The organism is Bittarella massiliensis (ex Durand et al. 2017) (genome assembly GCF_009876955.1).
GTDB lineage: Bacteria > Bacillota > Clostridia > Oscillospirales > Ruminococcaceae > Bittarella > Bittarella massiliensis.
This window is the reverse complement of record NZ_WWVY01000005.1, coordinates 1-24,286: the sequence shown is the minus strand read 5'-3', so window position 1 is coordinate 24,286 and position 24,286 is coordinate 1. Positions and strand designations below refer to the sequence as shown.

22 protein-coding genes, 1 riboswitch and 1 other annotated feature are annotated in these 24,286 nt (G+C 60.6%); of the genes, 15 read left to right on the top strand and 7 right to left on the bottom strand.

Features of this window, described 5'->3' with window-relative positions; genetic code table 11:
• Window positions 1-15: 15 nt before the first annotated feature.
• The 5 genes from GT748_RS07170 to GT748_RS07150 all read left to right on the top strand — a co-directional run bounded on the left by GT748_RS07170 (window position 16) and on the right by GT748_RS07150 (window position 5,452).
• Window positions 16-873, top strand: coding sequence for an NAD(+)/NADH kinase (locus GT748_RS07170; protein WP_021659128.1), 858 nt, complete (start codon window positions 16-18; stop codon window positions 871-873).
• A 3-nt stretch (window positions 874-876) separates the two neighbouring features.
• A complete protein-coding gene (locus tag GT748_RS15985; RefSeq protein WP_021659129.1) occupies window positions 877-1,341 on the top strand; it encodes an arginine repressor in 465 nt (154 codons plus the stop codon).
• 10 nt (window positions 1,342-1,351) lie between these two features.
• A complete protein-coding gene (gene recN / locus GT748_RS07160; RefSeq protein WP_021659130.1) occupies window positions 1,352-3,052 on the top strand; it encodes a DNA repair protein RecN in 1,701 nt (566 codons plus the stop codon).
• A gap of 23 nt (window positions 3,053-3,075) precedes the next feature.
• Window positions 3,076-3,321: a binding site (T-box leader), on the top strand.
• 51 nt (window positions 3,322-3,372) lie between these two features.
• Window positions 3,373-4,602, top strand: a complete 1,230-nt coding sequence (gene tyrS, locus GT748_RS07155) for a tyrosine--tRNA ligase (protein ID WP_143161572.1) — start codon at window positions 3,373-3,375, stop codon at window positions 4,600-4,602.
• Between the two features lie 22 nt (window positions 4,603-4,624).
• Window positions 4,625-5,452 carry an alpha/beta fold hydrolase gene (locus tag GT748_RS07150; protein WP_021659132.1) on the top strand — a complete coding sequence of 276 codons (828 nt, stop codon included), beginning with the start codon at window positions 4,625-4,627 and terminating at the stop codon, window positions 5,450-5,452.
• Window positions 5,453-5,535: 83 nt separating this feature from the next.
• Here the strand turns inward: GT748_RS07150 and GT748_RS07145 are convergent, their stop codons facing one another.
• The 5 genes from GT748_RS07145 to asd form a co-directional block, all read right to left on the bottom strand.
• Window positions 5,536-6,924 (bottom strand): MATE family efflux transporter, encoded by a 1,389-nt coding sequence (locus GT748_RS07145; protein ID WP_161213406.1) that lies wholly within the window; start codon window positions 6,922-6,924, stop codon window positions 5,536-5,538.
• A gap of 356 nt (window positions 6,925-7,280) precedes the next feature.
• Entirely contained in the window at window positions 7,281-7,733 is a 453-nt protein-coding gene (locus GT748_RS07140; protein ID WP_073260949.1) for an ACT domain-containing protein, read from the bottom strand.
• 34 nt (window positions 7,734-7,767) lie between these two features.
• Entirely contained in the window at window positions 7,768-8,520 is a 753-nt protein-coding gene (gene dapB, locus GT748_RS07135; RefSeq protein WP_021659135.1) for a 4-hydroxy-tetrahydrodipicolinate reductase, read from the bottom strand.
• Complete coding sequence (dapA, locus tag GT748_RS07130; protein ID WP_021659136.1) at window positions 8,521-9,417, bottom strand: 4-hydroxy-tetrahydrodipicolinate synthase; 897 nt, start codon at window positions 9,415-9,417, stop codon at window positions 8,521-8,523. It abuts the gene before it with no gap.
• Between the two features lie 57 nt (window positions 9,418-9,474).
• Complete coding sequence (gene asd, locus GT748_RS07125; protein ID WP_044992339.1) at window positions 9,475-10,554, bottom strand: aspartate-semialdehyde dehydrogenase; 1,080 nt, start codon at window positions 10,552-10,554, stop codon at window positions 9,475-9,477.
• 140 nt (window positions 10,555-10,694) lie between these two features.
• Window positions 10,695-10,869, bottom strand: a riboswitch (Lysine riboswitch).
• Window positions 10,870-10,945: 76 nt separating this feature from the next.
• On the opposite strand from asd, the gene queA reads away from it, so the two are divergent.
• Window positions 10,946-11,977: a tRNA preQ1(34) S-adenosylmethionine ribosyltransferase-isomerase QueA gene (gene queA, locus GT748_RS07120; protein WP_186336278.1), complete on the top strand. Its 1,032-nt coding sequence runs from the start codon at window positions 10,946-10,948 to the stop codon at window positions 11,975-11,977.
• Window positions 11,978-12,051: 74 nt separating this feature from the next.
• On the opposite strand, the gene GT748_RS07115 is transcribed toward queA, so the two are convergent.
• Window positions 12,052-12,765 (bottom strand): 4Fe-4S dicluster domain-containing protein, encoded by a 714-nt coding sequence (locus GT748_RS07115; RefSeq protein ID WP_021659139.1) that lies wholly within the window; start codon window positions 12,763-12,765, stop codon window positions 12,052-12,054.
• A 164-nt stretch (window positions 12,766-12,929) separates the two neighbouring features.
• Here GT748_RS07115 and GT748_RS07110 point away from each other — a divergent pair, with 164 nt between their 5' ends.
• A complete protein-coding gene (locus GT748_RS07110; protein ID WP_044992341.1) occupies window positions 12,930-13,628 on the top strand; it encodes a Crp/Fnr family transcriptional regulator in 699 nt (232 codons plus the stop codon).
• A 167-nt stretch (window positions 13,629-13,795) separates the two neighbouring features.
• Here GT748_RS07110 and GT748_RS07105 read toward each other — a convergent pair whose 3' ends face one another.
• Window positions 13,796-15,235 (bottom strand): alanine/glycine:cation symporter family protein, encoded by a 1,440-nt coding sequence (locus GT748_RS07105; protein WP_021659141.1) that lies wholly within the window; start codon window positions 15,233-15,235, stop codon window positions 13,796-13,798.
• A 229-nt stretch (window positions 15,236-15,464) separates the two neighbouring features.
• On the opposite strand from GT748_RS07105, the gene tgt reads away from it, so the two are divergent.
• From tgt to GT748_RS07060, 8 genes are all read left to right on the top strand, one after another.
• A complete protein-coding gene (gene tgt, locus GT748_RS07100; RefSeq protein WP_021659143.1) occupies window positions 15,465-16,595 on the top strand; it encodes a tRNA guanosine(34) transglycosylase Tgt in 1,131 nt (376 codons plus the stop codon).
• Window positions 16,596-16,697: 102 nt separating this feature from the next.
• Entirely contained in the window at window positions 16,698-17,057 is a 360-nt protein-coding gene (yajC, locus tag GT748_RS07095) for a preprotein translocase subunit YajC (protein WP_021659144.1), read from the top strand.
• A 240-nt stretch (window positions 17,058-17,297) separates the two neighbouring features.
• Window positions 17,298-18,572 carry an ABC transporter substrate-binding protein gene (locus tag GT748_RS07085; RefSeq protein ID WP_021659145.1) on the top strand — a complete coding sequence of 425 codons (1,275 nt, stop codon included), beginning with the start codon at window positions 17,298-17,300 and terminating at the stop codon, window positions 18,570-18,572.
• A 40-nt stretch (window positions 18,573-18,612) separates the two neighbouring features.
• A complete protein-coding gene (locus GT748_RS07080; protein ID WP_021659146.1) occupies window positions 18,613-21,129 on the top strand; it encodes a response regulator in 2,517 nt (838 codons plus the stop codon).
• A 57-nt stretch (window positions 21,130-21,186) separates the two neighbouring features.
• A complete protein-coding gene (locus GT748_RS07075) occupies window positions 21,187-21,609 on the top strand; it encodes a TIGR04086 family membrane protein (RefSeq protein ID WP_021659147.1) in 423 nt (140 codons plus the stop codon).
• A gap of 340 nt (window positions 21,610-21,949) precedes the next feature.
• Window positions 21,950-22,576, top strand: coding sequence for a hypothetical protein (locus tag GT748_RS07070; RefSeq protein WP_143161549.1), 627 nt, complete (start codon window positions 21,950-21,952; stop codon window positions 22,574-22,576).
• A gap of 69 nt (window positions 22,577-22,645) precedes the next feature.
• A complete protein-coding gene (locus tag GT748_RS07065; RefSeq protein WP_021659150.1) occupies window positions 22,646-23,560 on the top strand; it encodes a tyrosine-type recombinase/integrase in 915 nt (304 codons plus the stop codon).
• The gene (locus GT748_RS07060; RefSeq protein WP_021659151.1) at window positions 23,557-24,069 is read left to right on the top strand and encodes an AAA family ATPase; all 513 of its coding nucleotides are present in this window, start codon (window positions 23,557-23,559) and stop codon (window positions 24,067-24,069) included. Before GT748_RS07065 ends, GT748_RS07060 begins: the two co-directional genes overlap by 4 nt.
• The last annotated feature ends 217 nt before the right edge of the window (window positions 24,070-24,286 follow it).

Below are 24,286 nucleotides of genomic sequence, written 5' to 3'. Positions count from 1 at the left end.
AAGGAGGAAGGGCATTTGCACTCTTTTTTCGTCATCCCCAACCTGGACAAGCCGCGCACCCTCAAATACACCCCGGAGGCCTGCCAGATCCTCGCCGACTGCGGGGCCGAGGTCTGGATGCCCGCCTACCTGCGGGAGAAGGTCCATCTCCCCGGCGTTCGCTTTGTCGAATCGGCCGTCGGCTATGACTGGTGCGACTGCATCCTCTGCGTGGGGGGGGACGGCACCCTGGTCCACCAGGCCAAACACGCCATTCATCACAACAAGCCCATCATCGGCATCAACACCGGGCGGCTGGGCTTTCTCGCCTGTATCGACTGCCACCGGCTCGACCTCCTCAAGCAGCTGGTGGCCGACGACTACGCGATCCAGGAGCGAATGGCGCTGGACGCCGTGATCACGCAGGGGGGGAGCAAGCGCTGCTACACCGCTATCAACGACGTAGTGGTCACCGGCGGCACCGTCTCCCGCCTGCTGGACCTGGACATCTGGTGCGGCGAGGAGCAGGTCATCAACTACCGGGCCGACGGGGTCATCGTCTCCACCCCCACCGGGTCCACGGCCTACGCCCTCTCGGCGGGGGGGCCGGTCATCGACCCGGCCATCGACACCTTGGAGATGACCCCCATCTGCCCCCACTCGCTCTTCTCCCGCCCCATCCTCTTCTCCCCGGAGAGCACCCTCGCCATCCGCCAGGGCGCTCGCAACCAAAACGACGTCTACGTCACCATCGACGGCGAGCACTCGGTCAAAATCGGCGGGGGGGACCAGATCCTTATCCGCCGGGCGGACAAAAAGGTCAAGTTCGTCCTGCTGGACCGCAGTGGGTTCTTTAAAGTCATCAAGGCCAAATTCATTGAAAGAGGGGATTGAAACGTGAAAGCAAAGCGCCAGGCCAAAATCATCGACCTCATCTCCCGATACGACATTACCACCCAAGAAGAACTCCTCAAAAAGCTGCAGGAAGAGGGGTTCGCCGTCACCCAGGCCACCATCTCTCGGGACATCAAAGAGCTGCGCCTGGTGAAGAGCCTTTCGCGCGAGGGCGTCTACCGCTACACCACCCCCCAGCGCCCGGGCAGTGCGGGCGGCGTCAACTTCAACTACTCGATCATCATCGCCGAGGCCCTGCGCCAGGTCGACTACGCCCAGAACATCGTCTGCGCCTTCTGCTACAAGGGGTTGGCCTCTGCGGCCTGCGCCGCTTTTGACGAGATGCAGTGGAACGGCTTTGTGGGCTCCTTGGCGGGGGACGACACCTTTTTTATCTTGATGAAGAGCGAGGAGTACGCCCGGGAGCTCTGCGAGGAGCTGCGGACCTACATCCCCCAGAACAGGTAGGAAGAGCGCCATGTTGCGAACACTCTACATTGAAAATGTCGCCGTCATCCAGCGGGCCACCCTGCCGCTGGAGGCGGGGCTCAACGTCCTCACCGGCGAGACCGGCGCGGGAAAATCCATCCTCATTGGCGCGGTCAACGCCATTTTGGGCAACCGCACCTCCAAGGACATGGTGCGCCAGGGGGCCGACAGGGCCCTGATCAGCGCTCTGTTTGAGGAGCTCTCCCCGGCGGTGGCCGCCCGGGCGGAGGAGATGGGGTACGACTGTCCCGACGGCAGCCTGCTGATCGTGCGGGAAATCGGGCGCGACGGCAGAAACACCTGCAAGATCGGCGGCCGTCCGGCCAACGTGTCCATCCTCAAGGAGTTGGGGCAGCTGCTCATCAACGTCCACGGCCAGCACGACAGCCAGCAGCTGCTGGACGAGAAGAGCCACATCCGGGTGCTGGACACCTACGGCCAGTTGGAACCCCTGCTCGAGCGCTACCAGGCCCAGTATGTTAAGGTGCGGGACCTCAAGCGCACCATCGCCGACTTGGAGGCCCGCCGCAGCGAGCGGGAGCGGCAGATCGACCTGCTCTCCTACCAGATTGGCGAGATCACCGAGGCCGACCCGGCCCCCGGCGAAGACCTGGTGCTGGAAGAGCAGATCAACAAGGCCAAATACGCCGAGCTCATCGCCCAGAACCTGCAGGCCGCACAGGACTGTTTGAACGGCGGGGAGGAGGGGAGCGGCGCCATCGGCCTGCTGCAGACAGCAGCTCAGTCCCTGCAAAACATCCGCGAATACCTGCCTGCCACCGGCGCGGTGGGGGACAAGCTGACCGCCCTCCTCTATGAGTTGCAGGAGCACGCCGCCGACCTCTCGGCCCTTTCGGGCGGGCCGGATGCGGACGCCTATGTGGACATCGACTTTTTGGAAAACCGCCTGGCCACCCTGCAGCAACTGGAGAAAAAATACGGCGCCACCCTCGACGAGGTACTCGCCTACCGGGACGACTGCCAGCGCCAGCTCGAGGCCCTTGCCGGCAGCGACGAGGAGATCTTCTCCCTCAAAGAGCAGATGCGGGACGAGCTGGGCACCGCCACTGACCTGGCCCAGCAGCTCTCGGCCAAGCGCAAAAAGGCGGGAGAGCGGTTCTCCGCCGCCATCTGCCGGGAGCTGGCCTTCCTCAACATGAGCGGGGTCACCTTTGTCACCGAGGTGGTCTCCGAGCCCAAGCTCCACCGGGACGGGATGGACGCCGTCCGCTTCCTCATCTCGGCCAACGTGGGGGAGGCGCCCAAATCCATCTCCAAAATCGCCTCCGGGGGCGAGCTCTCCCGCATCATGTTGGCCATCAAAAACATCCTCGCTGAGAAGGACCAAATCGACACCCTGATTTTTGATGAGATCGACACCGGGGTCAGCGGCAGCGCCGCCCAAAAAATCGGCCAAAAACTCAAAGAGACCGCCGCCTCCCACCAAATCATCTGTGTCACCCACTCGGCCAGCCTGGCCGCCTATGGGGGCAATCACCTGCTGATCTCCAAGCACTCCGACGGGGTGTCCACCTTTACCGACATCCGCCCGCTGGGGGAGGAGGACCGAGTGCGGGAGTTGGCCCGCATCATCTCCGGCGACGCGGTCAGCGGGGTATCACTGCAAAATGCGCGGGAAATGCTCGCCCGCGCCCAGGGCGGTGTTGACAACCGCCCGGCAAACGGGTAAGATACAGGTAATGCAAAAATTGCTTACAGGCAGAGAAGGGGACCAGTACCGCCGGCCCAAAGTCCCAAGAGAGCTTTCGTTTGCTGAGAGAAAGCGGCTTTTCCGGCGGGAATACACCCCTGAGCCGCCCTTTTGAACCCGGTTTTGACCGGCAGTAGGGAGGGCCGTCCGGCGCCCGTTACCGCGCCCCAACGAGGCCGTCGCCCCTTCAACATGGGTCGGGAGACGGCAAACTGAGGTGGTACCGCGCGTGAAAACTCGCCCTCTGTGCACAAAATATGCACAGAGGACTTTTTTTATCAAATGAAAAAGGAGAATGTATCGTGGGAATCTTTAATGAACTGCAGGCCCGGGGACTCATCGCCCAGTCGACCAACATGGAGAGGGTGGAAGAACTGCTCAACGGCGACAAGCCGGTCACCTTCTACATCGGCTTTGACGCCACCGCCGACAGCCTTCACGTGGGGCACTTTCTGCAGCTGACGGTGATGCGGCGGCTGCAACAGGCCGGTCACCGCCCCATCGCCCTGCTGGGCGGCGGCACCACTCTGGTGGGCGACCCCACCGGCAAGACCGACATGCGCAAGATGCTCACCAAGGAGGAGATCGCCCACAACGTGGAGCGGTTCCAGCAGCAGATGTCCAAGTTCGTCGACTTCACCGACGGGCGCGCCCTGGTGCTCAACAACGCCGACTGGCTCTGCAAGCTAAATTATCTGGACTTTCTGCGGGATGTTGGTGTATACTTTACAGTGAACAAGATGCTCACCGCCGAGTGCTTTAAGTCCCGCATGGAGAAGGGCCTCTCTTTTATCGAGTTCAATTACATGATCATGCAGAGCTACGACTTCCTGCACATGTACGACGCCGTCGGCTGCACCATGGAGCTGGGGGGCGACGACCAGTGGGCCAACATCCTCGGCGGGGTGGACTTGATCCGCCGCGTCAAGAGGGAAGAGGCATACGGCATGACCTTCACCCTGCTGACCACCAAAGAGGGCAAGAAGATGGGCAAGACCGAGAGCGGCGCCGTCTGGCTCGACCCCGAGAAGACCAGCCCCTACGAGTTCTTCCAGTACTGGCGCAACATCGACGACGCCGATGTCATCAACTGCATGAAAATGCTCACCTTTATGCCCCTGGAAGAGATTGCCCAGTACGAGGCGCTGCAGGACCGCGAGATCAACCGCGCCAAGGAAAAACTGGCCTTTGAATTGACCAAGCTGGTTCACAGCGAGGAGGAGGCGCAGAAGGCCCTCGAGGCGTCCAAGTCCCTCTTCGCCGCCGGTTCCGCCTCTGAGCACATGCCCACCACCCCCCTCGACCAGTCCCTGGTGCAGGACGGCTCCGTCGGCCTGCTGGATCTGATGGTGATGGCCGGTCTGACCCCCTCCAAAGGGGAGGCCCGGCGGCTGGTGCAGCAGGGCGGCGTCAGCGTCGGCGAGGAGAAGATCGCCGACGCCCAGCACCGCGTCTCCCTGGACGCGTTCAAAGACGGCTTTATCATCATTAAAAAGGGGAAAAAGACCTTCCATAAAATCACCCTGTAACAAAAAAGAGAGGTGTGCGCAGATGACGACAGAAGTGTTTGGCGTACCGGTAGAGTACAAGATCGTAGGGGAGGGGACCCCCGTTCTCTGCATCCACGGCTGGACCGAGAGCATGGTGCAGATGGAGCACAGCATCGAACCGGTGTTTGCCCCCTTCATCAGCTACAAGCGGATCTATTTTGACCTGCCCGGAATGGGGAAGACCCCCCGTTGCGACCAGGTCAAGAACAGCGACGACATGCTGCAATTTGTCAAAGCTTTTGTCGAGCAGGTCATCCCCGACGGGCGGTTTTTGGCCATCAGCCGCTCCTACGGCGGCTACATCCTCCGGGGCTTGCTGGCAGCCATGCCCGAGCGGATCATGGGCGGCATCTTCATCTGCCCGCTGGTCGAGCCCGTCCGCCAAAAGCGCATCCTCCCCAACTTCAAGGTGGTCTACCGCAACGAGGAGCTCATCAAACAGCTGCCCGCCTCGCACCGGGTGCTCTTCACCAACCTCTTTGTCATTCAGGACCAGTACACCTATGACCGCTTCTTGGATGAACTTGCCTCGGCGGCCGCCATCGACGAACCCTATCTGCGCAGCATCAGCCACTCCCCGGGGTACGCCTTCAGCGAACTGCCCGAGGAAAACGGCCTCTGTGACGTGCCCACCCTCTTTTTCCTGGGCAAACAGGACAATGTGGTGGGCTACACCCAGTGCGTCGATTTGGTGAGGGACCACTACACCCGCCATTCGCTGCTGCTGTGGGAAAATGCCGGTCACAACCTGGAGATCGAGCACCACAACCTCTTCTGCGAGACGGTCAAGAGCTGGTTGCGGGGGATCGAAAACGAGGAGAGCATTTAACGGCCGCTCTCTGCGATAGAATAGAAAAGAGCCGCCGGCGTTCAAGCAGAACGCCGGCGGCTCTTTTTCAAATGCTATTTTTCTTATACTTCGAGGGACTCGTCAAACTCCGCTTCTCGAACCACAATGGTGCGCTTCCACTTGTCGGTCTTCCAGCGCCAGAAAGAGGCGAGCACCTCAAAGAGGGCGGCCACGGGGATCGAGTAGTAGACGGCGGCAAAGCCGAAGGGCTTCATCATCACCAGGGCGGCCAGGTAGCGGACCACCATTCCCGCGATGGTGATGAACATCACCATGTTCATGTCACCCGCCCCTTTGAGGGTGTTCTCATAGACGTTTCGCAGCCCGCTCAGGAAGGTGAAGGTCACAATAAAGCGAACCATCACCGAGCCAATGTCGATGATTTGCTGCGACCCCTCGCCGCTGATGAACCACGAGACAATGGTGGGTCCCAGCAAAAAGACCACGGCAGAAACCGAGAGGCAGAAGATGAGGGAGAGCAGGTTGCCCATCTTGACGCCTTCCCGCACCCGTTTGATTTTCCCGGCGCCGATGTTCTGGGCCGTAAAGGCGCTCATGGCCACGCCGATGCTCATGGCGGGCATAAAGGTGATGTTGTCCACCTTGTTGGCCGCAGTGTAGGCCGCGATATAGGCGGTGCCGTAGTTGTTGATGATCCCCTGCATCATGATGCCCACCAGGGAGACCGAGCTCATCTGAATGGTGGAGGGGATGGCCAGTTTGAACATCTTCATGGCCATTTCGTTGTTGTAGTAACGGGCCCATCCCGTCTCGTCTGGCTGTTCCAGGAAGGCGATCTTCTTGTAGAGCACGATCCAGGAGATAACACAGCAGACGGTCTGGCTGATGATGGTGGCAATGGCCACACCGGCAACCCCCCAGCCGAAGTTGATGACAAAGACCAGATCCAGCACGATGTTCAAGATGGTGCAGATGATCAGGAAGTAGAGCGGGGGTTTGCTGTCGCCCAGGGCGCGGTAAACTGCGGAGAGGGCGAAGTAGAGGAAGTTGAAGGCCAACCCGCCCATGTAGATGCACAGGTAGGTGTTGGCGCCGTCGATGATGTTGGCCGGGGTGTTGATCATCTGCAGGATGGGCTTGCAGATAAAGATGCCCACGATTCCCAGAGCGGTGGCGACGACTCCCTCAAAAATCAAAAAGGTGGTGATGGATTTTCGGCAGCGCTTGTGGTCGCCCGCGCCGAAGTACTGGCCGATGACCACCCCGCCGCCGGCGGACATGCCGTTGGCAGCCGCGACAAACAAAAAGAAAATAGGGCTGCTCGCCCCAACGGCCGCCAGCGCATCCGCGCCGACCCAGTTGCCGACAATCACTGTGTCGGCGATGTTGTAAAATTGCTGAAAGATGTTTCCCAGCAGCATGGGGAGCATGAAGAAGAAAAGCTGCTTCATGATGTGATCCCCACGCGTCATATCGTTTCGCTGATTCAAATATGACCCTCCTCTTTTAAAATCGACATCGCTAATAATGATACAATATTCTTTTACAAAAAGCAAACACATGACAGCCGATTTAAGGGCTATTTGACCAGATTTGATGCCATTTTTGGGGCCAATCTTTTTATCGTTTTTTTGTTCATATTACATAAATATTTGTGCAAATTTTGCACAACAAAACGGGCCCCCAAGAGGCCCGTTTCTGTTTTTTGATTTTCGTTTTTGGTCTATATCGCCGATTTCGGCCGGGGGAGGGGGGAGATTGCCGCCCATCAGATTGTCTGCTGGGTCATCTCCCAAACTGTACCCCATGGCAAATCGCCTTTTGGGGAACGGAGAAGGGGAGAAACTCACCCTTCCAGCGCCGCTTTGGCCGCCCCCAGGTCCCCCGCAGGCAGCAACAGGGAGATGTCGGTCTCCGAGGTGGTGATCATGGCGATGGAAGCGCCGCTTTGCTTGACTGCAGCGATCACCGCCGCCGCCACACCGGGGCAGAACTGCATCTCTTCCCCTGCGGCCACCAGCTTGGCATAACCGTCGGAGATGGAGAATTTGATTTCGGGGAAGTCCCTGCGGATGGCCCCCAGCACCTCGACCACTTTGACATAGTAGCGGTTGGAGGTGGTGAAGGAAAAGCTGCAGGTGGCGTCCTCCGAAGTGGTGAGGGAAATCATATCCAGGTTGACATCCACCTTGGCGATCTCCAAAAAAACCTCTTCCAAAAACTGCGACTGACCGTCGATGTTGCGGAAGGTGACCACCATCTGGTCCTCCACTGCCGCAATACTGGTTACACCAATCATCTTTGCCATCCTTTCTCTTACAAGGCGTTTCCCTTTATAGGAGGGACGCCATGTCGTACAGGCCGGGCTTCTGCCCCGCCAAAAAGACCGCTGCGTTGACCGCCCCCACGGCGAATACCTCCTTGGAGGTGGCGCTGTGACTTAGAGTGAGCACCTCGTCGCGCCCGGCAAAAATCACCTCGTGCTCACCGACGATGGTGCCGCCCCGCACCGAGTGGATGCCCAGCTCCTCTTTGCCGCGCTTTCGGCGAACGCTGTGGCGGTCATAGACGTACTCGTACCGTCCGTCTGCCACCTCGTTGATGGCGTCGGCGAGCATCAGGGCGGTGCCGCTGGGGGCGTCCACTTTCTGGTTGTGGTGCTTCTCTAGGATTTCAATGTCAAACTGCCCCCCCAGCACCTGAGCCGCCTTCTGCGCCAGGGCGGAGAGGAGGTTGATGCCCAGGGACATGTTGGCGCTGAAGAAGATGGGCACCTCTTTGGCGCTCTCCCTGATCTCGGACACCTGCTCGGGCGAGAGGCCGGTGGTACAGATCACCGCCGGCACCTTTTTCTCCCTGGCAAAGCGCAGGATCTCTCCCAGCAGGGAGGGGTGGGAGAAATCGACGATCACATCCCCTTCCAGGGGGCACTCCCCGATGGAGCGATAGAGGGGAAAGGGGAGGCCCTCTGCCGGCCCGGCGATGTCGATTCCCGCCGCGATCTGGCAATCCTCCCGCTCGGACACACACTGGCTCACCACCCGGCCCATCTTGCCGAGGGCGCCTGCGAGTAAAATACGGACCATCTATCTGCCCTCCACCAAGTCGTTTTGGGCCAAAATCTCCCGCAGGGCAGCCAACTGGCCCTCCGCCATGGAGCAGAGGGGAAGGCGGCATTCGCCCACGCCCAGCCCCATCAGGTTCATGGCGTCCTTCACCGGGATGGGGTTGACGTCCATGAAGAGGGCGTTGATCAGGGGCAGCAGTTTCAGCTGCAGGGCGGCGCTCTCGGCAGTCTTGCCGTCAAAGTAGAGCTGGCAAATCTCGTGGGCCTCCCTGGGCATCACGTTGGAGAGCACCGAGATGACCCCTTTGCCCCCGAGGGAGAGGATGGGAACGATCTGGTCGTCGTTGCCCGAATAGACGTCCAGACAGTCGCCGCAGGCGGCAAACAGCTTGGCGATTTCGGAGATGTTGCCGTTTGCCTCCTTCACCGCCACAATGTTGGGGTGTTTTCCCAGCTCCCGGTAGGTGTCGATTTGGATGCCCACCCCGGTGCGGGAGGGGACGTTGTAGAGGATCACCGGCAGGTCGGTGGCGTCGGCAATGGCGGTAAAGTGCTTCACCAGTCCCCGCTGTGAGGTCTTGTTGTAGTAGGGGGTGACGTGCAGCAGGGCGTCGGCCCCCGCCTCTTTGCTGAGTTTGGACAGCTCCACCGCCACAGCGGTGTCGTTGCTGCCCGCACCGGCCACCACCGGCACCCGGCCGGCCACCTTTTTTACGGTGTAGCGCACCACGTCCATGTGCTCCTCGTGGCTCATGGCGGCGGATTCGCCGGTGGTCCCGCAGGTGACGATGCAGTCGGTGCCGCTCTCGATCTGCCAGTCAATGAGCTCCCCCAGTTTGGGGTAGTTGACCTGGCCGTCCTCTAAAAATGGGGTCACAATGGCCACACCGGCGCCGGTAAATACAGTTTTCTTCATCGGTGACACTCCTCCCAGTCAAAAAGCGCAAAGGCCGCGCCTCTGCGGCTTTGCCAATCAGTCCAAATAGCCCTTGGCGGCCAACAGCTCCGCCATCAGCACCGCGCCGCCAGCGGCCCCACGCAGGGTGTTGTGGGAGAGGCAGACAAATTTGTAGTCGTACTGGGTGTCCTCCCGCAGGCGGCCGATGGAGACCGCCATCCCGTTTTCCAGGTTGCGGTCCAACTTGGCCTGGGGGCGGTCGCTCTCTTCAAAATAGTGGAGGAACTGCTTGGGGGCGGAGGGGAGGTCCAGCTCCTGCGGCTCCCCGGCAAAGGCCGCCCAGCGCGCCTTGATCTCCTCGACGGTGGGCTTTTTGGCAAAGGAGACAAAGACCGCGGCGGTGTGTCCATCGGACACCGGCACCCGCAGGCACTGGGTGGTGATGGAGGGCCCCTCGGCGTTGACGATCTCGCCGCCCTCGATCTTGCCCCAAATCTTCAGGGGCTCCTGCTCGCTCTTCTCCTCCTCGCCACCGATAAAGGGGATCACGTTGTCCACAATGTCGGGGAAGGTCTCAAAGGTCTTGCCCGCGCCGGAGATGGCCTGATAGGTGCAGGCCAGCACCTTGGTGACCCCAAAGTCCATCAGGGGGTGGATGGCGGGCACATAGCTCTGCAGCGAGCAGTTGGACTTGACCGCCACAAAGCCCCGCTTGGTGCCCAGGCGGGCCCGCTGCGCCTCGATGACAGCGGCGTGCTCGGGATTGATTTCCGGCACGATCATCGGCACGTCGGCCACCCCGCGGTGGGCCGAGTTGTTGGAGATGACCGGGCACTCCCGCTTGGCATAGGCTTCTTCCAGGGCCTTGATCTCATCTTTTTTCATGTTGACGGCGCAGAAGACAAAGTCCACCTGGTGGGTGATCTCGTCGATGTCCTTTTCGGCGTCGAGCACCCGCATCGACTTGACCGACTCGGGCATGGGGGCGCTCATGGCCCAGCGGCTGCCCACCGCCTCTTCATAGGTCTTTCCCGCCGAGCGGGCAGAGGCCGCCAGCACCTTTAGGTGAAACCAGGGGTGCCCCTCCAACAGGGTGATAAAGCGCTGGCCGACCATCCCTGTCGCGCCGACAACGCCCACTTGAAATTCTCTCATCACAATTTCCTCCTTCTCCTTGTGCCTTCTCGATCCCTTCCTACAGAAAAAGAAAAAACCGGTTGAAAACCGGCATAGCATGCAATATAATAGAAAGGTATGGAGCTTCTGCGGCCGCGTCTTTGCAGGCACACAGAGCCAGATCCGATAGCTCTCCACCATGTCACATGATGACAGTCGCAGCCTTGTTCAGGCCTGCGCCCAGGGGCCCCTATGCCAAAGGCGTCCCCTTCGGCGGCGTTGCCTTTCCCACCGGCGTTTGCGGCTTGGCGCCTAGCCGGCGGTACTGATCAAAACCGCACCTCTATCTTTATCTATATTCAGTTGCCCCTATCATAACACCCGCACCCGTATCTGTCAATTTGAAAAGCAAAGGACTGGACTTGCCATGCTGCGAAAAAGCGATTTTTATTATGACCTGCCCGAAGAGCGCATTGCCCAAACCCCCATCTATCCCCGGGACCACTCCCGGCTCATGCAGCTTGACCGCCGCACCGGCGCGATCACCCACCGCCACTTTTACGACATCGTCGAGCTGCTCGAGCCCGGCGACGTACTGGTGGTCAACGACTCCCGGGTCCTGCCCGCCCGTCTCTACGGCCAGAAGTCCGACACCGGGGCCAAGGGCGAGGTGCTGCTGCTCAAACAGTTGGGCCCCGTCACCCGCTGGGAGTGCCTGGTCAAACCCGGCCGCAAGCTGAAGACCGGCGTCCGCCTCACCTTTGGCGAAGGGCTGCTCACCGGCGAGATCACCGAGGTGCGGGACGACGGCAACCGGGTCATCTCCTTTGACTGCAAGGGCGAGGACTTCTACAACCTCCTCGACCAAATCGGCCAGATGCCGCTGCCCCACTACATCCACGAGGAGCTTGAGGACAGCGAGCGCTACCAGACCGTCTACGCCAGGGAGCGGGGCTCTGCCGCCGCCCCCACCGCCGGCCTCCACTTCACCGACGAGCTGCTGCAGACCCTCCGTGACAAGGGGGTCATCATCGCCTCGGTCACCCTCCATGTGGGGCTGGGCACCTTTCGCCCGGTGAAGGAGGAGAATGTGCTCGAGCACAAGATGCACACCGAGCACTACGTCATCCCCCAGGAGACCGTCGACATCATCGAGCGCTGCAAGGCGGAAGGGCACCGGGTCATTTCGGTGGGGACCACCAGCACCCGCACCCTCGAGTCCTGCTACCAGAAAAACGGCAGACTGATGGCCTTTTCCGACGACACCGACATCTTCATCTACCCCGGCTATCAGTTCGGGGTCATCGACGGGCTCATCACCAACTTCCACCTGCCCGAAAGCACCCTCATCATGCTGGTGAGCGCCCTCGCCGGGCGGGAGAATGTACTGCACGCCTACCAGGTGGCAGTGGAGGAAAAATACCGCTTTTACAGTTTTGGCGACGCCATGTTCATCCTCTGACCCTCTCGCATCAACGCAAAAGAATGCGGTCCCCCGCCTGTGGGGGACCGCACTCTTTCTGTTGGAGAAAGGCATCAGCAGCGGTGCTCGGCCAGCACCTCTCCCTCGGTGGAAATCACCGTCACCCAGCAGGGGATCTCCTTGCCGCAGCCCTTCAGCGCCCGTCTGACCGCCTGCTCTATCCCGCCGCAGCAGGGGACCTCCATCCGCACCACCTGAAGGCTGTGGATGTTGTTTCGGGCCAAAATCTCGGTGAGCTTTTCCGCGTAGTCCCCCTCGTCCAGTTTGGGGCAACCGATGAGGGTGATCTTTCCCCGGATAAAGCGCCGGTGGAAATCGCCGTAGGCATAGGCGGTACAGTCGGCTGCAATCAGCAGGTCCGCCCCGTCAAAATAGGGGGCGCCCACCGGGGCCAGTTTGATCTGCACCGGCCACTGGGAGAGTTCACTGCCGCAGGTGGCTGTCTCCTCCCGCACCGACTCCTTGGGGGCGATGGCCCGCGACTGACTGCCCGGGCAACCGCAGGGAAGGGGGGCTGTCCCCGCCTGTTTGGCCGACTGGGCGGCTTTGACCGCCGCCGCATCATAGGCCGGCGCCTCTCTCTCCTCAAAGGTGATGGCCCCCACCGGGCAGGCCGGCAGACAGTCGCCCAGACCGTCGCAGTAGTCCTCCCGCAGCAGCTCTGCCTTTCCATCCACCATGCCGATGGCCCCCTCATGGCAGGCCTCTGCACAGAGGCCGCAGCCCACGCAGGCGTCCCGGTCGATTTTGATGATTTTTCGCTTCATATCACAATTCCTCCCAATTGGTCTGATCCCCTGTATTTCCTTGCTTTCCTGGGTCCAGTATAGTACAATACAACTGTTTGTTCTGTTGAAAATTCAACAAATAGATAAAATCAAACATTTTCCTGCCGTGCATGGGCACCGGGGGAAAGAGGGGGAAGCCATCTGTGAACCATCTGCCAGAACTGCCGCCTTCGCCGCTCTTTTCGGGGATCGAGGCGGGGGAGCTGCCACAGCTCTTGTCCTGCCTCGGCGCGCGCTGGAGCAAATTTTCCAAGGGGGCCATCCTTCTCGACGCCGGGGAGCCGGTCAGCCAGATCGCCGTCCTCCTCGCCGGGCGGGCCCAGGTCCTGCGGGAGGAGTACAATGGCGAGCGCACCATCCTGGCGGAATTGGGCCCCGGCGACCTCTTCGGCGAGGCGTTTGCCTGTGCGCCGGGGCCCACCCAGCTCTCGCCGGTCACCGTGCTGGCCTGTGGGGAGGGGGCCGTCCTCCGCTTTGACGCGGCGCGACTCTTATCCGGCGATCCGCCCTGCTCCTTTCACCCCCAGTTGGTGGGGAACATGATGGGCATCCTCGCGGAGAAGAACATCTTCCTCAACCGCAAAATCGGCCATCTCTCCAAGCGCACCACCCGCGAAAAACTTCTCTCCTACCTATCTGAACAGGCCGCCTTCCAGGGGAGCGAGCACTTTTTGATCCCCTTTGACCAGCAGCAGTTGGCTGACTACCTCTGTGTCGAGCGCAGCGGCCTCTCCGTCGCCCTCAACCGCCTGCGGCGGGAGGGGGTCATCCGCTATCGCAAAAATCGATTCTCCCTCTGTACCCCTTTAGAAGAAGGCGAGCCGAAAAAAGAAGGGCGCTAAAGGGAAGAGACCCTTCCTCCGCGAGGACAACAAAACAGGGACGTTTTTCAAGACGACAAAAATGGGCGGGCGCTGTGGCAAAAAATGCCGCGGCGTCCGCCAACTGTTTTTATAGGGAGAGCTCAGTCCATGAAAAATGCCCTTTCCAGCGCCTTTTATCCGCTTTTCTAGACTTTTCCCGCCGAGCGTTTTTGGGCCCGCAACGCCCGCTTTTCAGCCCTCTGGGGAATCAAGACGTGCTCTTGGTAGTCGCGGCACTCCCGGGCCACCACCCCACTGAGGGCGAGCAGACAAATCAGGTTGGGGATGGACATCAGCCCGTTCATGGTATCTGAAAAGTTCCAGACCACTTCCAGCGAGGTGGTGGCCCCCAGGAAGGTCACCAGGGAAAAGAGGACCCGGTAGAGGTAGTTGGCCGCGCGGGAGTGCACCAGGTATTCCAGCGACTTCTCTCCGTAGTACTCCCACCCCAGAATGGTGGAGAAGGCAAAGAGGGCGATGCCCACCGTGACGATCATCCCCCCGGCAGACCCGAGGGCGGTGCGAAAGGCGGCAATGGTCAGGTTGACCCCGTCGAGCAGCTTTCCGTCGGCCCCCACCGTCCCCAGCACCCCCGAAGAGGCAATGGCCAGCCCGGTCACCGAGCAGACCACCAGGGTGTCGAAAAAGGTGCCGGTCATGTTGATGTAGCCCTGGCGGGAGGGGTGGTCGGTCTTGGCGGCAGCGGCCGCAATGGGGGCCGAGCCCAGACCCGCCTCGTTGGAAAAGACCCCGCGCGCCACCCCCCAGCGCATGGAGGAGAGGACGGTGGCGGTGATGGTGCCGCCCACCCCGCCGGCCACAGCGGTGGGGGAGAAGGCCATCCGCACAATTTCAGCCAGCCCCTGGGGCAGGTTGCCGGCGTTGAGGGCGATGACCGCGATCCCCGCCACAAAGTAAAAGACCGCCATCACCGGCACGATGACCCCACAGACCTTGCCGATGGACTGAATGCCCCCCACCAGCACCACGCCAACCAGCGCGGCCAGAACCAGGCCGGTCACCCAGGTGGGCACCCCGAAAGTCGAGCCCACCGCGTCGGAGATGGAGTTTGCCTGGGTCAGATTGCCGATGCCGAAGGAGGCCAGAACAGCAAACAGCGAAAAGAGAAAGGCGAGCACCGCGCCGATCCAGCGGATGGGGAAGCCGTCGCGCAGGGCGTACATCGGCCCGCCCGCCATCTCGCCGCTCTTGGTTTTGACCCGGTATTTTACCGCCAGCACGCTCTCGGCGTACTTGGTGGAGAGGCCGAAAAGGGCGCTGACCCACATCCACACCAGGGCCCCCGGCCCGCCCAACACCATGGCCGTGGCCACCCCGACGATGTTGCCGGTGCCGATGGTGGCCGCCAGGGCGGTCATCAGCGACTGAAAGGCGGAGATGTCCCCCTCTCCTCCGGCGGCTGTTTTCTCCCGCGAAAAGACCGATTTCAGGGCGTGTCCCAGGTTTCGCCAGGGGAGAAAGCCCAGCCGCAGGGTCAAAAAGACGCCGGTCCCCACCAGGAGCACCAACATCACCGGCCCCCAGACAAAGTCGTTGACTGCCTTGATGATTTCGTTCAGACCCAATCTCCGTCACTCCTCTCGACTGCCCGCCCTGCAACATCCATTTGGCGGGACGCTGTTGCGTTTTATTATAGCAAATCCGCCCCTCCTTGTCGAACCGCCGCCCGAGAGGGAAGGCGGGAAGGGGGGATAGACAGGCGGGCAAATTGACTTTTGGCCGCCAAATGTCTATAATAATGGCCTGTATGAACCGGCGCGTCCACCGGGGCGCGCCCAGACAAGGAAGTGAACTATGTACACCCTGCTCAAACAGTCCGGCCACGCCCGCCGGGGCGAATTCAAAACGGTGCACGGCACCGTGCAGACCCCTGCCTTTATGAATGTGGGCACGGTGGCGGCCATCAAGGGGGCGGTCAGCTCCTACGACCTGGTGGACCTGCGCACCCAGGTGGAGCTGTGCAACACCTACCACCTCCACCTGCGCCCGGGGGACAAGCTGATCCACGAACTGGGCGGTCTCCACAAATTTATGGGGTGGGAGCGCCCCATCCTCACCGACAGCGGCGGCTTTCAGGTGTTTTCCCTGGCGGGGCTGCGCAAAATTCGGGAGGAAGGGGTCACCTTCGCCTCCCACATCGACGGGCGAAAAATCTTCATGGGCCCGGAGGAGAGCATGCAGATCCAGTCCAATCTGGCCTCCACCATCGCCATGGCCTTTGACGAGTGCATCAAGCTGCCGGCCGAGTACAGCTATGTCAAGCCCTCCTGCGACCGCACCTACCGCTGGCTGGTTCGCTGCAAGGCCGAGATGGCCCGGCTCAACGCCCTGCCCGACCGCAACAACCCCCACCAGATGCTCTTTGGCATCAACCAGGGGGGCACATACGAGGACCTGCGGATCGAACACGCCAAGAAGATCGCCGCCCTCGATCTGGACGGCTACGCCGTGGGCGGCCTGGCGGTGGGAGAGCCCAAGGAGGAGATGTATCACATCCTCTCGGTGGTGGATGAATACCTGCCGCAGGACAAGCCCCGCTATCTCATGGGGGTGGGCACCCCCGGCAACATCATCGAGGGGGTCTGGCGGGGGATCGACCTCTTCGACTGCGTCATGCCCAGCCGCAACGCCCGCCACGGCCATCTCTTCACCTGGGAGGGCATTCGCAACATCAACAACCAGAAGTACGAGCGGGACACCCTGCCCATCGACCCCCAGTGCGACTGCCCCACCTGCCGCCGCCACTCCCGCGCCTACATCCGCCACCTCTTCCGCGCCGGCGAAAAGCTGGGCCAACGGCTGGCGGTGATGCACAACCTCTACTTCTACAACACCCTGATGGAAAAAATTCGCACCGCCCTGGAAGAGGGGACCTTTGAGGCGTTTCGCGCCCAATATGTCGATTTGCTGGACACCCGCATCTAGCGGAAGATGTGAACGCTGCGTGAAGATTTGCAAACTGGTTGAAAAACCGGCAAACAGATAGTATAATAAAAATACTGTAATTTTTTTGGAGGGAAACTATCAATGTCGAATTTGTTTTTGCTGGAGGCCGCCGGCGGCACCAATATGCTGATGACCTTTCTGCCCATGATCCTCATCCTGATCATCTTCTACTTCATGCTCATCCGTCCCCAGAGCAAGAAGGACAAGGCCCTGAAGAAAATGCGCGACGACCTGCAGGTTGCAGACGAGATCACCACCATCGGCGGCATCGTCGGCCGCGTCCTCTCCATCAAAGAGGACACCGTTCTCTTTGAGACGGGCAGCGACCGCACCAAACTGCGGGTCAAGAAATGGGCCGTGCAGGAAGTGGAGAAGCTCTCCGACCCAATTGACAACGCCGATCCCAAGGAAAAAGAGAAGGACAAAAAAGAGAAAAAGTAGTGTTTCCGCTCCTTCCGGCCAGACCTCACACCAGTGGGGTCTGGCCGTTTTTTGTTTCGACGATGGGGAACAGAGGATAAAAAAGAAGGACAATTTGACAAATAACACCCAATTATTTACACTGATAGCAGTAGATGCTTTTCTTTGCTGCCACAGAGGTGTTTGCCGACCTTTCGCAAGGGAAGATCGCGCGACGGCCCGGTAAAGCAAGAGAAGCCTTCAAAAGGGGGATGATGTCGCGTGAACAGGCGAAAGCGGGCCCTGGCCCTTCTTGTCTCGCTGGCTCTGGCGGTCGCTGCCTTCAGCGGCTGTTCGGACGGGCCGGGGGAAAACAGGGTCTTTCCCTCCGGTCGGGGAGAGGAGCGGGGGTGCGAGCTCACCTTTTTTGGCTTCAAGTACGAAGCGCTCAACGTCACGGCCATTGAGGATGCTCTCCACGGCTACATGGATGAACACCCCGAGACCAACATCTCCTATGACGGCATCAAGAGCCCCGAGTACTTTGAGGTGTTGAGCAAGCGTCTTGCCACCGGCAACGGAGACGACATTTTCATGGTGGATCACGAACGGGCGCTGGAACTGGGGGCCCAGGGAAAACTTGCGGATCTCTCCGACCTCTCCACTTTGGACCGCTTCAGCGGTCTGGCCAAAAGCCAGATGTACGCCGGTGACACCCTCTACTACATCCCCACTTCCATCTCCGCCTTCGGCCTTTACTGCAATCTGGACTTGCTAAAAGAACACGGGCAAAAGGTCCCCGAAAACCTGGCTGAATTCGAGGCCGTCTGCGACTACTTTGTGGGCCAGGGCATCACCCCTATCGTTGCCAACAACGACATCTCCCTCAAGACGGTGGCCATTGCCAAGGCCATGCTGCCGGTCTACCAGAGCGAGGACCCAGTGGCCGCCATCGGCCGCTTCAACAGCGGCGAGGCGAACCTGGCCGAGGCCCTTCGCCCCGGGTTCTCCTTTGTAGAAGAGATGTTGTCGCGCGGCTGGGTGGATAAGGAGGAGGCGCGGGACACCGCCAAGACCAAGGACGACCTGATCCTCTTTGCCGGGGGAGAGCGGCCCTTTATGCTCACCGGCGCCTGGGCCACCCCCCGCCTGCGGGAGTGTTCGCCCGATTTCTCCTTCGAGGTGCGCCCCTATCCCATTGCAGAGGACGGAAGCGTGCTGGTGGTCAACGTGGATACCCGCGTCAGTGTCAACGCCGACAGCCCCCACCTGGAAGAAGCCAAGCGCTTTGTCGAGTATCTGACCCAGCCTGACGCCCTCTGGGAGTTTGTCGACAGCCAGAGTTCCTTTAGCCCCCTGGACGAAAACCGTCTGGCGGAGGACAAGGCCATTCAGTCCATCGGCCCCTACCTCACCAACGGCCGCTGTGTCCTCGGAGCGGACGATAACCTGCAACTTCCCATCTGGGATGTCACCCGCCAGTGCATCGCCGGCATGCTCGAAGGGGACGGTGCCGAGTCGGCGGTCAGCCGGATGGAAGAGCTGATTTCCCAGTAGGGGGAAGGCGACACAGAACAGAGAGAAAGGGGGCCTTTTTGTGAAGGTTAAGCACAGGGTGGTCGCAGTGGTGCTACTGGTGACCCTGGCGGTGGCAGCCCTCTTAGCTGGCGGCTTTTTCTACATCCACAGCGTCCAGAATGCCCTCTGGGACATGGCAGTCACCGATATTTTAGAGGTGACTGCCCAGGGCCGCCACGCCCTGGACGTCTACCTGGAAAAGGATGCCGATGCCCTGCACCTCTTGGCCGTCGAGTTGGCGGAGGAGCAGCCGGGCGATGCGGACGCCATCCAGGAGAAGTTGCGGCTGGCCGGCGGCGACGAGGGCGACTTTCTCTGCGTCGATCTGGAAAGGGGGATCGCCTATACCAGTTTGCGGGAGGGGGGCGTTCCCCTGCGCGAGCCACAGCTGGAGGTCTTTCAGGCCCTGCAGGGACAGGGGATGCGCGAACCCTTTTTGGAAGGGCGCACCGGGGTCTGGACGGTGGGCGTCTACGAGCGCTTTTTCTTTGCAGACGGAACTGCGGGCTACCTGCAAAAAGTGCAGCCCCGCAGCGAGATCGCCGACCGGTTCTCCCTCTCTTTCTACGGCAACACTGGCTTTTCCTACGTGGTCAACCGGGAGGGGGCCATCCTCATTCGCTCCCAACACCGAAACAGCAACCGCACCTTTCAAAATCTCTTTGACATCATCGACTTACAGGGCAACAGCGCCCAAGCGGTGGAATCCTTTCAGGCGGCGCTGGCGGACGGCCAGCGGGGGGTGGCCCGCTTTCAGTATCAAAATGAGGACTATGTGTTCTGCTATGTGCCGCTGGAAAACGCCGACGGCTGGTATGTGGTCTCCATCGTCCCTGACGGGGTGATCATGGAACAGGCCGAGACCATCACCCGACACTCCCAGGTCCTCTTCGCCTTTATTCTGGCGGCGGTTTTGGTTTTGGCCGCCATCTTTCTGATCTATCGCCACTTTTCCCGCCGGGTCCTGCAGATGCAGGAGGCAGCCCGCGAAGCGGCCGAAAGTGCCAATCGCTCCAAAAGCCGGTTTCTCTCCAATATGTCCCACGACATTCGCACCCCCATGAATGCCGTTTTGGGCATGGCCCGGCTCGCCGCAGACCACGCCGAGGAGCCCCAGAAGGTGCGGGAGTACATGAAGAACATCCAACAGTCCGGCCAGCTGTTGGTGGGGCTCATCAACGACGTGCTGGATCTCTCCAAAATCGAAAGCGGAAAGATGACCCTCCGCACCGAGTCCGCCTCGCTGGCCGATTTATTGGCCGACATGGTCACCGTCACGCAGCCCATCGTTCGCCAGCGGCGCCAGCGCTTTGAAGCAGTGGCCTGTCAGGTCTCCCATGAGACCCTCTGCTTTGACGGGCTGCGGCTGCGACAGGTGCTTCTCAACCTCCTCTCCAACGCCGTCAAATTCACCCCAGAGGGCGGTTCCATCCGCCTGGAGGTGGAGGAGACCCCCTCCCCCTGCGAGGGATGTGCCCACCTGATCTTTCGGGTTTCTGACAGCGGTATCGGGATGAAGGCGGAATTCCTAGAGCACCTCTTCACCTCCTTTGTGCGGGAACAGGACAGTCGGGTCGATCAAATCGAGGGAAGCGGTCTGGGGATGGCCATCACCAAGATGCTTGTCGACCTGATGGGGGGGACCATTTCTGTGGACAGCGCTCCCGGCAAGGGAACCGCCTTTACTGTAGAGGTAGACCTCCCTCTCTCCCCTGAAGGGGCGGAGGGATCTCCATCACTGCCCCCGCTGCGCGTTCTGGTGGCCGACAGTGACGAGCCCTCCTGTCAAGCGGCCGCCGCTGCCCTGCGCGACCTGGGTGCAGAGGTGCAGACCGCCGAGGGGGGAGAGGCTGCGGCCCAAAGGGCACAAAAAGAGGAGTGGGATCTCATCCTCCTCGGCTGGCAGCCCACCGACCCCGGCGGCTTTCAGGCTGTTCGCGCCATCCGGCGGCTTGGAAAAGGCGTTCCCCTCCTACTCACCTCTGCCTGTGATTGGTCTCCGGCAGAGGAAGAGGCCCTGGCTCTCGGCGTCACCGGGTTTTTGCAAAAGCCCCTGTTTCCATCCGCTCTTCGCCGCTGCTTGCGGCAGTATGCTCTGGGAGAAGCCTCCGAAGAAGAGGCGCAGGGAGAGGAGGTCTCCCTCGCCGGACGGCGCATCCTGCTGGCCGAAGACAACCCCCTCAATCGGGAAATCGCCCAAGAGTTGCTGCAGAGCTTTGGCGCACAGGTAGAGGCGGTCGAAAACGGGCTGGCTTGTGTCGAACGGTTTGCCAGCACCGGACCTGGTTTTTTCGACTTGATTTTGTTAGATGTCCACATGCCGGTGATGGGGGGACATGAGGCGGCCCGACAGATCCGCGCGATGGTGCGGGCGGACGCCGCCACCGTCCCCATCCTGGCCATGACGGCGGACGTCTTTGCCGAGGACATACAGGCCGCTATGGATGCGGGGATGAGCGGGCACCTGGCAAAACCGCTGGACGTGCCAGCCATGCTGCGGGAGATCAGCGACCAGCTGCAGCAAAAGCCCGCATAATGCCCTGCTCGGCCACATAGACTGTACCAAAGTCTAAATAGACGGAGGGAACAGACGATGCGTACAGGGGAGAGAACCGCGGCAAAGGGGCCGGTCAAAACAGAGGGTGGCAGTTTCATCAAACACTGGCTCATCGGCGTCGGCGCTGGAATCCTGGGCACGGCTCTCACCCTGGCGATTTTTGCCTTCACCATGACCCTACACGATTTTGGCAGCGCCTTTTTTATTGCCGGCACCACCGTCATCCTGGCGTTGGGCGGCTTTTTGGCGGGCTTTGTCGCCGCCCGCATCCGCCGGCAAAACGGGATGGCCATCGGCGCCCTGTCGGGGGTGCTGCTCTACCTGCTCTATCTCGGGCTCTCCCTGCTCACCTTTGGGCTCGCTTTTGGCCCCATGGCCATCACCAAACTGGCCATCTGTGTCATCCCCGCCTGTTTGGGGGGCGTTTGGGGGGTCAATTACCGCAAAAAGCACCGCTGACACAAAGAATAGGATCGAAATCGATTCCCGGGCGCACCGCTCCAGAGCAGGGGTGGCGTGCTCGGGAAATTTGTATTGACTCGATCACAGGCGGCCCGGCGTTCATTTTTGAAAGAGAGGGGCAAGGGAGAAACGCACATCCATCGCTGGAAGCATTTTGCCCTTGTAATTTTGTCTTCCAAGGGGTATAGTAGTTTCCATAATCTCACTGTTTTCTCCCCTTCCGCACCCGATAAGGACACCTGCCCCCTTCCTGTCCAGCGGAGGACAAGGGAGGGGAGAGCTTGTACTAATCTTCCCCTCCTCCTCATAGACTGTATCGAACAGGAGGGAAAAGAAGATGAGACGTACAAGACATCCGGCCCGACGGCCGCACCGAAACAGGCGGGGAAGCGCCGTCAACCCACTGCTGCTGAGCCTGGCAATCACCTTTGTGTTGGGCTGTGTCGCGGGTTCTCTATTGGTGCCCGGCCTGCCCTGGGCGGAGGCGGGAAGCGGCGCTTCGGCCTGTTCATGGGTCCGGTGCGCCATCAGCAGCCGCTGGCAGGACGTGCTCTCCCAGGGAGTTTTGGCGCCGCTGGCCATCCTTTTGGGTCTCTACGGCTGTTCGTTCAGCGGCATCGGCGTGCCTTTTTGTTACCTCTTTTTGGCGGTACAGGGGGCCTCTACCGGGCTCACCGGGGGCTACCTCTATTTCTATCACGGGGTGTCGGGGGCGGTCTTTAACCTCCTCATCTTGCTGATGCCCACCGTTCTGTGCGCCGGCGCCCTCCTCCTCTTTGCCCGAAACTGCGCAGGGGTCTCCTACCTCGTCTGCAAGGACCTTTTCTGGGGGGAGAAGGAAGAACTGGGGCAGCCCTTTCGCCGCCTCACCCACAGCCTGGGGGTCGCCACCGCTTTGATCGTCGCCTCTGCAGTTCTCAAGCTGCTCAGCTTTTGGGCATTCTCCTCCTACATACAGGTGTGAGGAACGACTTGTCAGCGGCTGTCGGCCGCTGCTTAAAAAACAAGATGAAAAGGGGAGGGAAGGAGCGCAATGTATTCCATTGCTGAACAGTTTGCCGCCCATCTCTGCGGCAAGGTCTCCACCGGCACCTCGCGGGCCTACCTGTCCGATGTAAACGGCTTTTTGCAGGCCATCTCCTTTGCCGGCAACACCGATGCCATCACCGACGGCGCCGTCGAGGCCTATTTGGGCGCGCTGCGCGAACAGGGACTCAAGCCGGCCACCTTGAACCGCAAGGTCTCCTCCATCAACGCCTTTGTCAAATACCTCAAACAGGCGGAATTGGTGGAGTACAGCCAGGTGCAGACCCAGTCGCTGGTCGTGCAAAACTATCTGCGCCCCTTTCCCGAATTCCTCTCTCCGGCCGATGTGGACCGCCTTCTGCAGGTCCCCGATCTCTCCACCCCCACGGGGCTGCGGGATCGCGCCATGATGGAGCTGATCTACGCTTCCGGCATTCAGGTCAAAGAGCTGCTGGCCCTGCACCCCTGGCAGATCAACTTTAAAAAGAGCCGCCTTGTGGTGGAAGGGAAGGACGGTGCGCAGCGGAGCGTCCCCCTCTACCCCCAGTGCTTGCAGCTGCTGCAGCGCTACTGCCAGGAGGTTTTGTCCGCCCTTCCGTCCGACGGGGAGGGCGCCTCACAAGACCTGCTCTTTCGCAATCTGGAAGGCGGGCCCCTCTCCCGACAGGGGTTTTGCAAACAGGTGCGCAAGTATGCGGCCAGGGCCGGGCTGGGGGAAGGGGCCACCGCCAAGGCCCTGCGGCAGTCCTTTGCCGCCCATCTCCTGCAAAGCGGCGCCCCCATTCAAAACGTGCAGGCGCTGGTGGGGCATCTCACCCCTCAGTCCACCGCTTTCTACCACAACGCCGTCCGGCACGCAGCCCGCACCTCCTACAAAAAGCACCATCCCAAAGCCAAGTCCGGGGGAGGGAAGAAGCCATGAAAAAACAGCTGATCGTCGTCAACGGCACCATGGGGGTGGGGAAGACCGCCACCTGCCAAGCCCTCAAAAAGATACTGACGCCCAGCGTCTTTCTCGACGGGGACTGGTGCTGGGATATGGAGCCCTTTGTCGTCAGCGATGAAAACAAGGCAATGGTGATGGAAAACATCGCCTTTCTCCTCCGCAATTTTCTGCAAAACAGCAGTCTGCAATACGTCCTCTTCGGCTGGGTCATCCACCAGAGGGAGATCCTCGACGAACTGTTGGACCGGCTCACCGGTCTCTCCTTTGATTGCCGGGTGTTCACCCTTGTCTGCACCCCAGAGGCCCTGCAGGCCCGCCTGCAAAGGGATGTAGAGCAGGGGGCCCGCGCAGCTGACGTCATTCCCCGCAGCCTCCAGCGGCTGCCCCTCTACGAGCAGATGAAAACAGAAAAGATCGATGTCAGCCAAATCAGCGCCCGCGAAGCCGCTGAGGAGATCACCCGGCAAATCACCGCGCATTCTTGACTGTTTTTTGCATTGTCCGACAATGATTTCTCAAAAAGCGACCCCCTTCCAGTGCCAGCTATCTCTGGAAGGGGGTCGCTTCTATTTTTTCTCTTTATTGCCGTCTTTTTGAGACTCTATTTTCGGTACGGTTTTTCGCTTGGGCGGCTTTACATCCGAGAGGGGAGACTTGGCAGAGGCCTCTTCCATCTGTTTGTTGGAGACATGGGTGTAGATT